The organism is Acidaminococcus massiliensis (assembly GCF_900095825.1).
In the GTDB taxonomy this organism is placed as follows: Bacteria; Bacillota; Negativicutes; order Acidaminococcales; family Acidaminococcaceae; genus Acidaminococcus; species Acidaminococcus massiliensis.
In genome coordinates this window covers 1306252-1321295 of the sequence record NZ_LT608315.1, presented here as the reverse complement: position 1 = coordinate 1321295, position 15044 = coordinate 1306252, and the positions used below count along the sequence as shown (strand labels likewise).

The 15044-nt window shown below is 50.2% G+C and carries 8 protein-coding genes; 1 reads left to right on the top strand and 7 read right to left on the bottom strand.

The features are described 5' to 3' along the window. Positions 1 to 7 precede the first annotated feature (7 nt). Both ligA and pcrA read right to left on the bottom strand, forming a co-directional pair. Positions 8 to 2035 (bottom strand): NAD-dependent DNA ligase LigA, encoded by a 2028-nt coding sequence (gene ligA, locus BQ2657_RS06415; protein WP_075579889.1) that lies wholly within the window; start codon positions 2033 to 2035, stop codon positions 8 to 10. A 12-nt stretch (positions 2036 to 2047) separates the two neighbouring features. Beyond that, positions 2048 to 4300: a DNA helicase PcrA gene (gene pcrA / locus BQ2657_RS06410; RefSeq protein ID WP_075579888.1), complete on the bottom strand. Its 2253-nt coding sequence runs from the start codon at positions 4298 to 4300 to the stop codon at positions 2048 to 2050. Between the two features lie 106 nt (positions 4301 to 4406). Between pcrA and BQ2657_RS06405 the strand changes: the two genes are divergently transcribed. Beyond that, positions 4407 to 5792 (top strand): NCS2 family permease, encoded by a 1386-nt coding sequence (locus tag BQ2657_RS06405; protein ID WP_075579887.1) that lies wholly within the window; start codon positions 4407 to 4409, stop codon positions 5790 to 5792. Between the two features lie 121 nt (positions 5793 to 5913). On the opposite strand, the gene BQ2657_RS06400 is transcribed toward BQ2657_RS06405, so the two are convergent. From BQ2657_RS06400 to BQ2657_RS13835, 5 genes are all read right to left on the bottom strand, one after another. Continuing rightward, positions 5914 to 6864, bottom strand: coding sequence for a hypothetical protein (locus BQ2657_RS06400; RefSeq protein ID WP_075579886.1), 951 nt, complete (start codon positions 6862 to 6864; stop codon positions 5914 to 5916). Between the two features lie 129 nt (positions 6865 to 6993). Then, entirely contained in the window at positions 6994 to 7398 is a 405-nt protein-coding gene (locus BQ2657_RS06395; RefSeq protein ID WP_075579885.1) for a hypothetical protein, read from the bottom strand. Between the two features lie 149 nt (positions 7399 to 7547). After that, positions 7548 to 8207, bottom strand: a complete 660-nt coding sequence (locus BQ2657_RS06390) for an MIP/aquaporin family protein (protein ID WP_075579884.1) — start codon at positions 8205 to 8207, stop codon at positions 7548 to 7550. Positions 8208 to 8292: 85 nt separating this feature from the next. After that, positions 8293 to 14340: a YadA-like family protein gene (locus tag BQ2657_RS06385; RefSeq protein WP_198524524.1), complete on the bottom strand. Its 6048-nt coding sequence runs from the start codon at positions 14338 to 14340 to the stop codon at positions 8293 to 8295. Further along, complete coding sequence (locus BQ2657_RS13835; RefSeq protein ID WP_198524523.1) at positions 14309 to 14497, bottom strand: ESPR domain-containing protein; 189 nt, start codon at positions 14495 to 14497, stop codon at positions 14309 to 14311. Before BQ2657_RS13835 ends, BQ2657_RS06385 begins: the two co-directional genes overlap by 32 nt. Positions 14498 to 15044: the final 547 nt, after the last annotated feature.

The following is a 15044-nucleotide window of genomic DNA, read 5'->3' as shown; positions in this document are numbered from 1 at the left end:
CTATTTTTCATCTCCCCAACAGCCGCAGGAACTCCGCTTCATCCAGGATCGTCACACCCAGGCTCTGTGCCTTGGTGTACTTGCTCCCTGGGTCGGCGCCGGCCACTACGTAGTCGGTCTTTTTGCTGACGCTGCTGGTGACTTTGGCCCCTACATCCTGGGCCATGGTCTGGGCCGTAGCCCGGTCCAAGGTAGGCAGGGTGCCGGTGAACACCATGGTCTTCCCGTAGAAGGGATGGTTCTCATCCTGGGCCTGGCCGGCTGTCATTTCCATGTTGAGCCCCAATTCCTTCAGCCGTTCCACATAAGCCTGGTTCATGGGTTCTCCGAACCAGGTGACCACGCTTTCCGCGATCACCGGCCCGATATCCGGGATCTGGGCCAATTCTTCCTGTTTGGCCGCCATGAGCTTGTCCATAGTCCCGTATTTCAGCGCCAAAGTCCGGGCCACCTTGGCCCCTACATGGCGGATCCCCAAGGCAAAGAGCAGCTTATCCAGACTCTGGCTCTTGCTGCCCTCAATGGCATTGATCAGATTGTCCGCACTTTTTGGGCCCATCCTGTCCAGCTGCTGGACCTGCTCCCGGGTCAAAAGGTACAGATCTCCCGGATCCTTCACCAGCCCTGCCGCCGTCAGCTGGGCCAGCACACTGGGTCCGCAGCCGTCGATGTTCATGGCATCCCGGCTGGTGAAATGGATCAACCCTTCCCGTCCCAGGGCCGGGCAGTGGGGATTGGTACAGCGCCAGGCCGCCTCCCCTTCCTTCCGTTCCACCTTCCAGCCGCATTCCGGACAGGTTTCCGGCATGTGGAATACCTTTTCCTCCCCGGTCCTTTTTTCCGGCACCACCCGGAGCACTTCCGGGATGATTTCCGCGGCTTTGTTGATGATCACATGATCCCCGATCCGGATATCCTTCTCCCGGATGAAGTCCTCATTGTGGAGGGTGGCCCGGCTGATGGTGCTCCCAGAAAGACGCACCGGCTGGAGCACCGCCGTGGGTGTCAGTACCCCTGTCCGCCCCACCTGGATCACGATGTCTTCCAAGAGGGTCTCCGCCTGTTCCGGAGGGAATTTATAGGCCATAGCCCAGCGGGGATCCTTGCCGGTGGCCCCCAGTATATCCTGCTGCCACACGTCATTCACCTTCACCACCACGCCGTCCGTATCATACCCCAGGAGAGCCCGGCGTTCCCCGTGCTTCTTGATCAGCTCATTGGCCTCCTGGATGGTATCCACCAGGGCCCGGCCTTCTGTGGTCGTGAAACCGTATTGCTGGAGCATATCCATGGACGCATTGTGGGTGGGCAGGTTCCCGGCCCCCACCCCGATGCCGTAGGCAAAGAAAGCCAGGGACCGTTTGGCCGTCACCCGGGGATCCAACTGCCGCAGAGAGCCCGCCGCTGCATTCCGGCAGTTGGCGAATTCCTGTTCCCCGGCTTCCTGCCGTTCTTCATTGAGCTTCACAAAGGCCTGCCTGGGCATGTATACTTCCCCCCGCACATCCAAAAGCTCCGGGATCTCCATGCCGGGAATGGGCTTCAGGACTTTGGGGATGTTGGCGATGGTCCGGACGTTTTCCGTGACATTTTCTCCCACCACCCCATCACCTCGGGTAGCCGCCCGAACGAACCGGCCGTTCTCATAGATGATGCTGCAGGCCAGTCCATCGATCTTGGGCTCCACCACATACTGGACTTTGGTGCCCGCCGGCAGCCCTTCATGGACCCGCCGGTCGAATTCTTCCATCTCTTCCGGAGAAAAGGCGTTGGCCAGGCTCAAAAGAGGCGTCATATGCTTCACTTCCGTAAAGCCCGGCTTGGCATAGCCCCCCACATGCTGGCTGGGAGAATCCGGTGTCACCAGTTCCGGATACTGGGCTTCCAGCTCCTTCAGCTCCCGCATCATGGCATCGTATTCCGCATCGGTGATCAGGGGATTGTCCTGGACATAATACAGATAGGAATTTTTCTTCATGACGGCCCGCAGCTCATCGATCCGGGCTGCCGCCGCCTCTTTCGTCATTTCACTCATGGCCTTACCCCCTCAGATTTTCTGCAGGATCTTATACTTGGTGGCCAGCTGCTTGATGCCGCTGCCCGGGAAAGCCACCGTCACCAGCTGCCCCTCACTGCCGTCAGGACGGGCCTCGATGATGGTCCCTACTCCGAATTTCTTGTGCCGGCATTTGTCACCGGGATGGAATTCCGGCACACTGTCCCCTTCCGGCACAAACCGGCTTTGGGGAGATGGAGTATCCAAGATGCTGCCCCCCCGCTTCCGGGCAATGTTCCGCAGGCTGGCATGGGGTGCAGCCGCCGGGTTCTGGCCTCGGTATCCCCCATAGCCCCCATAGGTGCTCCGGCGCACCGCCACATTTTCGATCAAGTTCCGGGGAATCTCTTCCAAGAACCGAGAAGGCGGATACATGACCACATGGCCGTAGACCATCCGGTTCCGGCAGCTGGTCAGGTACAGCCGTTTCTTGGCCCGGGTGATCCCCACATAGCACAGCCGCCGCTCCTCTTCCAGCTTGTCCTCGTCCTCCAGGCTCCGCTGGCTGGGGAACAGCCCGTCCTCCATGCCTCCGATGAACACCACCGGGAATTCCAGTCCTTTGGCAGAATGGAGGGTCATGAGGGTGACAGAATCCTGGGTCAGCTTGGCGTCGTCGATGTCCGCTACCAGGGCAACATGGTTCAGGAAATCTTCCAGGGTCTTGTTGTTCTCCTCTCCCGGGTCCTTGGCAAATTCATCGGCGATCCGGAGGAATTCGTTCAGGTTGTCCAGCCGGCTCTTGGATTGGTCCGAACCTTCCAGCCGCAGGGCTTCCAGATAGCCGGTCTTTTCCAGCACCTGTTCCATCAGGTCCTTCACCGGCAGGGTGTCCTTCACCCGAGCCAGTTCTTCCATCATCTGGCTGAAGGCCTGGATCTTCCCCAGGGAACGGCCCAGCACTTCCTGGGCCTGGACGGTCCGGAGCACTTCCGGCAAGGGCATGCCGCTTTCTTCCAGGAGTCCCCGCACCTTGGCAACGGTGGCTGCCCCGATGCCCCGCTTGGGTTCGTTGATGATCCGTTCCAGCCCCTGGATATCCCGTTCATTGGCCAGGAACCGGAGGTAGCTCAGGGTATCCTTCACTTCTTTCCGGTCGTAGAATTTCAAGCTCCCCACCATCACATAAGGGATGCCGTTGTTGATCAGGTTCTCTTCGAACATCCGGCTCTGGGCATTGGTCCGGTACAGGATGGCCATATCCCCCAGCTTCGTGCCTTCCTGCTGGAGCTTCCGGATCTGTCCCACCACGAATTCTGCTTCTTCCCGGTCATCCCGGGCCTGGTAATAAGCAATGGGCTGGCCGTTGCCGTTTTCCGTCCACAGGTTCTTGGGCCGGCGGGCCGCATTGTGCTTGATCACCTCATTGGCCGCATCCAAGATCACCTGGGTGGACCGGTAGTTCTGTTCCAGTTTATAGATCCGGGCTTGGGGATAATCCTTTTCGAAATCCAGGATGTTGCTGATATCCGCACCCCGCCAGCCATAGATGCTCTGGTCGATATCCCCCACGGCACACAGGTTGTTTTCCGGCGCAGAAAGGAGCTTGGCCAGGAGATACTGGACATGGTTGGTGTCCTGGTATTCGTCGATGAGCACATAATGGAATTTATTCTGGTATTTTTCCCGCACTTCCGGCACCGTCTGGAGCAGCTTCACCGTCAGCAGCAGCAGATCGTCGAAATCCACCGCATTGCTCTGGACCAAGTGTTTCTGGTATTCCCCATAGATTTCCGCCACCTTCCGGGCATGGAAGTCATCGGCCTGCCGGGCAAATTCCGCCGCATCCACCTGGGCATTCTTGGCATTGGAAATGGTGGTCAGGAGACCGGGCAGAGGATAGAACTTCTCGTCCAGGTTCAGCTTCTTCAGGGCTTCCTTCAGCACATTCTTGCAGTCGGAAGGGTCATAGATAGAAAAAGCCGTGGTATACCCGGGCAGATGGCCGATTTCCCGGCGCAGCAGCTGGTTGCAGAACCCGTGGAAAGTGTACAGCCATACATCCTTGGCGGACGGGCCCACCAGGGCATCCACCCGCTGGCGCATTTCCTTGGCCGCCTTGTTGGTGAAAGTGATGGCCAGGATGTTCCAGGGTTTCACCCCTTTTTCCAGGAGATAGGCAATCTTGGTGGTCAGGGCCTTGGTCTTGCCACTGCCGGCCCCGGCTAAAATTAAAATAGGCCCGGCAATCTGACGGACTGCCTCAGCCTGCTGTTCATTCAATGAAGCTAAAAGGTCTCTCATTTTTTCCTCGATTCTTTCGTTTTGTTCCCTAATATTCTAACAGATTCAGCCTTTTTTTGCTATAATAGAAGAATCCTTTAAAAGACTGAAAGAAAGGAAGTTTATCATGGAACAATTCTGCGAAAAGGTCTTCCATTTGAAGGAAAACCACACCACCATGCGGACGGAAATCATCGCCGGGATCACCACATTCATGACCATGGCCTACATCCTGATCGTGAACCCCTCCATCCTCAGTGCCACAGGCATGGATAAAGGGGCCCTGCTCACCGTCACCGCCATCGCCTCTGCCCTGGGTACCTTCTTCATGGCCGCCTTTGCCAACTATCCCTTTGCCTTGGCACCGGGCATGGGGCTCAACGCCTACTTTGCCTACACCGTCTGCCTCCAGATGGGAAATTCCTGGGAAATGGCCCTGTCCGCCGTCCTCATCGAAGGGATCATCTTCGTCATCCTTTCCCTGACCTCCATCCGGGAAGCCATCTTCAATGCCATCCCCATGACCCTGAAGCAGGCCATTTCTGTAGGGATCGGGCTCTTCATCGCCTTCATCGGACTGCTGAATTCCCGGATCATCGTGGCCAACCCGGCTACGAAGGTCTCCCTTTATTCCTTCACCAAGGCTATGGCCGACGGCACCTTCCACAGCGTGGGGATCACCGTGCTCATCGCCATGCTGGGGATCCTGTTCACGTCCTTCCTGATCATCAAAAACGTCCGGGGGAACATCCTCTTCGGCATCCTGGGGACCTGGATTCTGGGCATGATCTGCGAAGCCACTGGCCTGTACGTGCCCAATCCGGAACTGGGGACCTTCAGCGTATTCCCCAACCTGTCCGGCGGTCTGGCTTCCTTTGCCCCCATCAGCCCGGCTCCTCTGTTCCTGAAGCTGGACTTCTCCCATGTGCTGAGCCTGAACTTCTTTGCCGTCATCTTCGCCTTCCTGTTCGTGGATACCTTTGATACCCTGGGCACCCTCATCGGGGTCGCCGCCAAAAGCGATATGCTGGACGAAAAAGGCCAGCTGCCCCACATCAAAGGAGCCCTGATGGCCGATGCCTGCGCCACCTGCACCGGAGCCCTCCTGGGGACCAGTACCGTCACCACCTTCGTGGAAAGTGCAGCCGGGGTTTCTGAAGGGGGCCGCACCGGGCTCACCGCCATCACTGTGGCCGTGCTGTTCCTGCTCTCCCTGTTCTTCTCCCCCTTCTTCATGGCCATTCCTTCCTTCGCCACCGCTCCCGCTCTGGTCATCGTGGGCTTTCTGATGTTCTCCTCCGTGACCAAGATCAACATGAGCGACCTCAGCGAAGCCATCCCCGCCTATATCGCCATCATCGCCATGCCCTTCGCCTATAGCATTTCGGAAGGGATCTCCTTCGGAGTCATCACCTACGTGATCCTCAACGTCCTCACCGGACACAAGAACAAGATCAGCGGCCTAATGTACGTCCTGGCCGTGCTGTTCGTACTGAAATATGTGCTATTGTAAAAAAAAGACCGCTCCGGCGGTCTTTTTTTTTGCCCTGGTCACTGGCTAGTGGAAAACGTCAGGCCAGACCTTGATAAGGAGTCAGACCGGCCCTTCGGGCCTGTACCGTATCTATTTTCCCTTATGATCCAAGCAAAACGCAGTAACAAGAAATCCCCTCTAACGGGTTACATCTTTCCAACCCCTCAAAAAACATATGATTGCCTAAATTTTTCCCAGCTATCTGGTTATGGATTTTCATCAATAATTCTTCGTTTGTAAAGTATTCTCCATTATCAGCAAAAAGAAGTGCGGCAATATCGGTCTGGAACAATCCATCTATTTTGCATTTTTCCTCTAACGTCGAAATGTCCGTAACATATTCATTGGCAAGCAATGCTTCCTTTCCAATAATAAAAGCTTCAAAAATAATATATATTTTCTCCGCCTCGACAGCCATTTCCCCGGGATGCCAATTCTTTTGATTATCCTCTATGTATTCCACCACGTCATGAGAAAAAGTATCTGCCGAAACATATATTATTTCATTGAACATCCAATACACATTCTTCAATAATTCCTTTGGTACCTTCTCAGGCGATACACCCAAATACTGGATCTTATCATCCGGTAAAAGCTCCATTCCCTGTTTCACATCCGCAAAGGCAATCCCCCGTGTCATTTTCAAATCTGTTTCCATGCGCCATTGATGAGACAGCTTCCCCGCTGCCCTTCTGACCAAGTACTTTCTGCATCCGGCAAAAACCCCGATCATGGAAATCAGTACCGTTGCGATTAAGGGAAGAAGAGCAGGCAGGCTGACTATGATAGCTCCTATGCGCTTAGCCCGTGTTCCGCTATGTTCAATGTTGCTGTTCACCAGATCGGTTATGCGGTTGAAACTAGGTATAATTTCCGGATACTGGAATGCCGCCCATACGAGGAAACCTATAACCATCAGCTCTAGGGCACCCCATAAAACAACCATCTGCATCGCTGCCTGATGGCAGACCATTTTCTTCTCCTCCATGGACAGCTCATCCATTTCGGAAATTCCCCGGCTCCATTTTTTCACTCGTTCTTCTTCTGTCATAACGGCCTCCGATATTGAGTGACTTTAATTTCACAGCATTTGATTCCTTTTTTCAGCCTCTCAAGCAATTGATCGATTCTCTTCGACTTTCAAAAAAACTGTCATTGGCTTGCCCTGTTCTCTCTGCCATTATCCCCATTTCAGTGAATAAAGCGCTCCAAACAAGATGAATAACCCGACCGCTATAATGGCAATATGTGCTAAAATCAACAATGTCATTCCTGTTTTTCCCCACCATGTCTTGCGATGTGCGTCAAAGAAGTCCCATAAACAAAAATAAGACATCAACATGATTCCTATTACAGACCCCAGCCATAGAAAGGGAAGGAAGCCTAGGTATGGGTGGTCTGCTCCCCACCCAAGCGGCAGAGATTTCAGGATGAGATACGTTATAACTTCTACTCCCGCTAATACAGCATTTATCACATAGAGTATTTTATCCTGTACCTGCCTATCCCATATGCTGATAACCAAATTCAGGACCAAAAGAACGAGCATTGCATACAAACAACTGGCTGAATGATCTTCTACCATATGTCTCTTCCCCATTTTTGATGATTAGCCTGCCAGCAGTGCAGACCGATAAAATGATATTCCTAGAAACAGTGGAAGAATATAAATATACCTATCCATAAACTCCCACTGTTTATTACAAAAACAGCAAAATTCCTGCAATACCTTTTTTATTCTGAAATAAAATGATATACATATGCTGCTAAAGCCCCACCGATGAACGGGCCTACGACGAACACCCATACGCAAGATAAAGCGGCTGGATCTCCACACAAGATTGCCGGGCCAAAGCTCCGTGCAGGATTTACTGAAGTTCCTGTAAAATAAATGCCCAATAAATGGACTAACGTCAAAGATAGCCCGATGACCAATCCAGCAACCACATTATTTTCTGCTTTTGAAGTAACACCCAACACCGCTAAAACAAAGACAAAAGTCAGAATGATTTCTATTGTCAGAGAGGCACCGACATCATTTAAGTAGAGCCCATTAGAGCCCAAGTTTCCTGTCGTACCAATTAACGAAAAAAGGACAGCCGCTCCGATGATAGCCCCTAAAAACTGAGCAATCACATATCCAATAAAGTCTCGTCCACTCATCCTCCCCGAAAGAAATACGCCAAGAGATACTGCGGGATTTACATGGCAGCCGGAAACATTACCAATGGAGTAGGCCATTGCCACAATAGAAAGGCCAAAGGCAAAAGCCGTTGCAAAATAAGCTGGCATGAACATGCCATTCAAGACTTTGGGCCCCGAGACAGCCGCCGTTCCACAAGCAAACACGACCAAAACAAACGTCCCAATGAACTCTGCAATGTACTTTTTCATAGTTTTTCCTCCTAAATACAATTGAATAGAGAATTGGGGCAATGAAATCAAGCATTGCCCCAATGTCTTATTATCCTACATACTTTTATGATTTCTGGATATGGGATCCATACACATCCCGGAAATCACCTCTGTTTTTATCATCCTTATCATTGATACGGACACGTTCTACCTTATGACGGTCATTATCCTTACCAGAAATACGATCCACACGGAACCGGTCAATATTTTGAACTTTGACCAGTTCAGGTCCAAATTCATCCACCGACCGGACCATATTTCCATCAGAAGGTGCCCCATTCTGTAAAGCTCGGTAGATGATTGCAGCGTACTCATAGCGGGTCATAGAACGATCTCCCTTAAATTCTCCGTCCGGATATCCCTCCAAGTAGCCTTTTTCTGCCAATGTCTTCACATATTGGTAAGCCCAGTGGTTCTCTGGTACATCAGGGAAGTTCATGCTGTGCGTAGATGCAGGGATTGCCTTGGCAGGTTGGCCTGATTCATAAGCAGCCAATTTTTTCGTAAGTGTTTCAATTTGGTTTTTCATGGCCAACATGTCCTTGGCCATGGATACTCTGGAGCGAGAGATATGGTTCTTTTGTCCAAATTTCCAACTGACTCCTACATTCACCATATTCTCGCCTCCGCTAAAGGAGCCTCCCACACTGAACATCGTATCTTCGTTAGGACGATAATATACTCCGATAGCGACTGCATGAGCATCTTTATAATTCCCATACCCTGCAGCAAAATCCCATTTGTCATCTGGATCGAAATCCAAGGGGTGCAATCCTGCCAGTGCCGCGGCACCTGCCCCAACACGATTCACTCGATCTCCCAATCGGCTGATCCTGTTTTCCGCACGGTACAGCTGGCTTCCATTTACGGCATCCGTACTGGTCGATGAAATATCTCCAGGAGCTACGTTGGTGATCTTATTTCCACCATTATTCAACCCATCTTTATTGAGCGTAACATCCTGACCTGCGGAACCGTTTTGGATTGTCATCCCTCCCGTCGTTATGGTGGTGTCTCCAACGTTGACAGTGCTGGCATTTACCGTCGTGATATTCCCAGTGTCTGCTGTAACAGTCTTCGTAGTAACCGAATCCAGTCCTTTCAAATCTTTTGAAAGCCGCACTTTCAGGTTATCACTTCCATCAGATACCACTCCGATATTGTCTTCCGTTGACAGTTTAGAAGAATCCGTAATGCCCCCAACTACATTCACTTGCCCATTGAGTTTTTTACTGATTACATTCCCTACGTCGCCGCCATATTTCATTCCGTCGTTCATAGTAGCGACCGTCTGGGTATTCCCATTGTGATCTTCATAGACGATCCGATCAATACCATCCGTGCCATTATAGCCATCCGTACCGTCTACTCCATTCACACCTTTTACAACATGGATGTCAGCAGAAGCACCATCCTTGCCATTGATGCCAATATGACCATCGGTACCATTGGTTCCGTCTTTCCCTATAGAAGAAATGGTAACCCCATCTTTGCCATCGGCACCTTTTACACCAATAGCCCCATTGATGCCATCAGCACCGTCTTTGCCCTGGCCGCCCACGGTAACAGTATCTGCCTTCAGATTCTTGTCCAGTCCGATGACCAGATCTCCATTTGCATCCACTACAGTCTTGATGTTGGAAGCATCATATTCCGCGTCCGCTTTCGTACCATTCCCTTTGATGGTCATGGTGCTGTTCAGTTTTTTGGCCACAGATCCTGTATTTCCCGCAAACTTCAGTCCATCATCTAATGTGGCAACTTCATGGGTGACATGCCCATCATCTTCGTAAACAATACAGGTCATACCATTGGTACCATTGGAACCAGCCACACCGTCCTGACCCTTCGCAGATTTCATGGTAAGCCCATCTTTCCCGTCTTTTCCATTCATCCCGATAGAGCCATCTTTCCCATTGATGGTAACAGCTGAGCCATCTTTGCCCGCCACACCGATGGAACCGTCTATACCATTTTCGCCTTTTTCACCCAGATTCAGATTGTCATTGACATTGACCTTGTAGGGATCTTCCTTTGTGCCTATGCCTGTAACTGTCGTATTTTTTCCGTCTACCAATTTGGTGGCATTCTTGGCAATTTCATCTTTCAGTTGGCTGACATTCACCGCATCCGTTCCAGCAGTGCCGGCAGCCACATTGTGGATCTGATTGCCGCCATTATCCAGCCCCTTTTCTGTCAAAGAAACTGGAGAAGTCCCTGGTGCCGGATTTTTCGGTGTAATCGTAATACCGCCAGCACCAATCTTTGTTTCATTCCCATCTTTATCCGTGATGGTCATGCCGCTTCCCTGGGTCACGGTCTTATTTCCGTTCGTATCGGCGGTAGTTACACTGTTTACATTCAAATCATCCTTCAGGACCACTTTCATCGTTCCGTTTTCCACTTTCGTAGAAATATTTTTGCCGTCCCCGGTAACCTCAATATCCTCTCCCAGAGATTTGTGGACGATATTCCCATCCTGATCCTTTAAGCCAAATCCTTTTTCCGTTAAATCAGCAGACTGTTTCGTCAACTGACTGACGTTGACAGCATCTGTATCCGCTGTACCAGCAGCTACGTTGGTAATTTTCGTGCCGTTGGCATTGATTCCTTCTTTGGTTACAGAAGGTCCGCCAGCTATGGTCACTCCCTGATTATTGACGGTGGTATCGCCGGCCTTTACCGTCTCAGCGTTTACAGTTTTCGATGTAATACTGTTCAGCCCAGTCACATCTTTTGCCAATTTTACGGTCATCGTATTATTGGCTGAATTGGCAACCACCCCGATATTATCATCACTTAAATTGTTGCTGTCAGCACCGCCCAAAAGGGACATGGCCTGATCAGAACCGCGATGGAGCACATTGACATCTGCTTCCGAAGTATTGCCAATGGTCGAATTATCTCCAGCAAACCGCAGAGGCCGCGTCATGGTGTAAAGCTGGCTTCCATTCACAGCATCCGTACTCTTTGCGCTGACCAGACCGGCCGCAACGTTCTGGATGCGCCGTTCTTTCCCCACAGAGCCCACCGTTACAATCCCAGCAGGGGTCCCCCCAGCGTATTGATAGGTTCCGTTGCTGCTGTAAGCCTCCTTCCCTTTCGTAGTGGCTCCTGATACAACATAAGCAGAGTTACTGCCCAGATAGACGGAATTCCCCAAAGTGGCTGTTACATGGCTGCCCAAAATCTGGGTATTGGACAAATCCGTATTCTGAGTTGTGGCATCAAGGGTATTCTGGCTGCCAATGATTTGGATATCCGTCAAATCCTTGTTTTTTTGATTTTTGGCCCGGATGGTGTTTTGGGAACCGGCAATCACGATATCAGATACATTGCCCGCATCGCCTGCTGTACTTGTATCCGGATCCCCAGTAACCATATTCTGATTGCCCGTTACAAAGATATTTTCAAAGGCTTTCGGGTTGGCAGAATTATTGGAAAGGGATTCCATTTTCAGTACGTTTTGATTCCCGACAATACGATTGCTGTCCCCTTCCATTCGGTTTTCATTCCCAAAGATCCCCGAATTCGAAGCACTTACATCAGCAGCTGTACCTGTTGCAGCCGTACTGTTCTGGCTCCCCAAAACATATGTATTTGCTCCAGTGACCCTGTTTTTGGTACCGATTGCCCCAGAAGAAACACCTTCTGCCTGTGCATTTGTCCCCACTGCGAGAGCATTTTCTGCCAGTGCCTGAGCCGTATCACCAAGAGCGGAAGCACTTTTGCTGTTGCTCTTGGCATCGCTGCCGATGGCGATGGCTTTGTCATCAGAAACGCCAGCAGAATAGCCAATGGCAATAGCTTTATCTACGCTGCTTCCCCCATTTTTTATAGAGGAGGTTGCCAAAGTCCCTATAGCCAGCGAATCATTTCCGGCAGCCTGAGCGCCAGCCCCGATTGCCGTGTTATATTGATAACCGCTGATGGCTAGAGTCTGTTTCAGGCTGCCCGGGTTATCCGGATCTTCATAGCCGGCTCCCACAGTGATACTGCCAAGACTCTGCGCTTCTGTATTATTCCCCAGCGCAACACTCCTGTCCCCTAAAGCTTTTGCACTGACGCCAGCTGCCATAGAGTCTTCACCCGTAGCCAAATCATTGTCATAATTATTCAGATTGGCAGATTTTACAGAGTAGTAATGTGTTTTTGCCGTATCAACGATCTTATTGACCTGAGCTACATTCGCTGCATCAGTCCCCAGTGTCCCTGCCGCAACATTGTGGATTTTCGTTCCCTTATTGTCATTATTACGAAGGGTAATACTGTCTCCATCTCCAGAAGTGACCGTATCATAATATACTCCACTTGCCGTTGCCGAAGAAACATTCGCATTGACCTGAGCTACCGTAGCATCGATTGATTTTTTGAGCTGTGCCACAGTGACGGCATCCTGGTCCAGTGCCCCGTCAGCAACGTTGGTGATGCGGCGCAAAGCCGATGCACTGCCGACTGAAACAGCCGTCTTAGGTGCCGCTTGGCCTGTCAGATATCCGTTCCCACTGATCATAGCGGCATTCGCTACGGAATCATTGCCGATAGCAACATTCCCACCAGAAGCCTGTGCTCCCTGTCCTAAAGCCACACTGGCTGCGTCTGCAGCCTGGGCGTTAAACCCAACTGCCGTAGATCCATTCCCATTCGCCTGCGCCTGATACCCTACGGCTACAGCGTCATCGGCAGCTTTTGTCTCACTGCCCAGAGCGGTAGACTGGATTCGAGATACAGCTGAATCGTTTTTATTGGCATGATATCCAATAGAAACATTTTTCCCTTCAGATGTGTTTCCACCTGATCCGATATTGGTCCCGGCTTCAGAACCAATGGCAACATTATGATCGCTTTTGACATCATTTCCCGTTTTATAGCCAATTGCAATGTTCTGCTGTCCGTCAATATTGTTGCCGGCACCGTCTCCGATGACTACATGGGATCCTTTCGCCCCTAATACATCCCCTACCATACCGACCCCTGCATTAGGGCCAAGTACGACAGACCGGACAGCATTTGCACTGGCATCTTTGCCCAAAACCACAGAAGCACTGCTCCCAGCAACAGCTCCGTTCCCAATAGCAACAGCATCTGCCCCACTGGCTTGCGCACTCTTACCCATAGCCAAGGCATCTGCTCCACTGGCTGCTGCCTCTGTTCCAACCGCAATGCTGTCAGCTCCAGAAGCAGCCGTACTTTTGCCCAGAGCCAGTGCGCCTTCCGCCTCAGCCTTTGCGCTGTCTCCAATCGCTGCAGCACTATGACTGTTTTGCGTCACAGCAGCATTGTTGCCCATCGCAATTGCATGATTCGAAGCAACCGTACTAGCCTTCGTTCCAATTGCCATGCTGTTATCGTTGAGCTGAGCATTGGTCCCATCATTATAGACCGTCGCTCCATCCCCCAGTGCAATCGAAGAATTTCCCCGAGCATTGGCTGCATCACCGATGGATATGCTTGCTTTGCCTCCGCCTATAACCACAGTAGAACTGTCGCCATCGGCCGTCATACCGTTAAAAGATCCGCTGACAGCTTTTCGGCCAATGGCAATACTGTTTTCAGCAGATGAAGCAGAACGAGCAGCATCACCCAGAGCCACAGAATCTTTGCCATCCGCTTTTGCACTGACACCGATGGCAACAGCCTCTTTCCCCACAGCTGCAGCGTCCTCTCCTGTGGAATTGGCACGGAAATACTTCATTCCCGGTTTTGTTTTATCCAAGCCCAAAGCAGAATTCACATTTTTTAGTTCTGTAATATCAGCCGTATTATTGTTGATTTTTCCTGTATTGGCCGTAATTGCATCTTTATTCGCCGCAATATCCGTCTTGTTTTGCTGGATGTCATTGGAATTTTGATTGATTCCAACTTTATTGTTAGCGATCTCTGTGCTGTTATCCGCAATTTTGTCCGTATTGGCAGCAATAGCTGTTTGGTTATTTTGTACGTCTGTTTTTACTGCATCCACTTCTGCACTGGTTGCTACCCCATCAGTGGATATTGTGATTGTCTTTGTTGTGTCGTCTTTCGTTACAGAGATATTCGTTCCGGCCTTCAAAATATCACCGTCATGAACAGCTTCAGCGTTAGCATAAAGTGCACTTCCAAATACGAACACAGCTGTTAATACAGAACTGGTCAGTACCCCCCCCCGATTTAATAATTGTTCTTAATAAAGAATTACCCGACGCTTTTCCACCATTTTTGGCTAATTCTGAAACAACCTGGTACTGCCCTTTTGCGCGATTGAATATAACCTTATAAATTCTATTCAATCTAATCGCCTCCTTTTGAAAAAATATTCATTTATGTGGCAAAATCATTGAATTAATTTTGTTATTTCATAAATTTGTTCTGCCTTATTCTATCATTCTTATTTCTACTTAACAATATATTTTCCTATATTTTTATAATATTTTATGTCTAGTCATATATCTATATATTGACATATTATCGTCATATTTTGTATATTCTCTACTATATATTGTGTGTTTTGGTTATTAATTACAAAAAATATTTAAAAACTCTCTACTGTAAATACGCAAAAATCTATAATTATATTTTATTTATATAATTATAGATTTTTGTGCTACTAGGGATTCGCGCTTTTGATGCTTTATTTTATTCTGCATATATATATTCATTTTTATATGCGAAAAGAATGGGAAGCCCACATCCTTGGCATGCCAAAAGAAAAGATCCCCGTGGAAACCATTTCCCGGATCACCCACTATTCCCTGGACCAGATCCAGGAACTGGGGAAGATGCACGGACTCCTGTAAAAAGATAAAAGAAGTCAGACCGGCCCTTCGGACCTTTCAG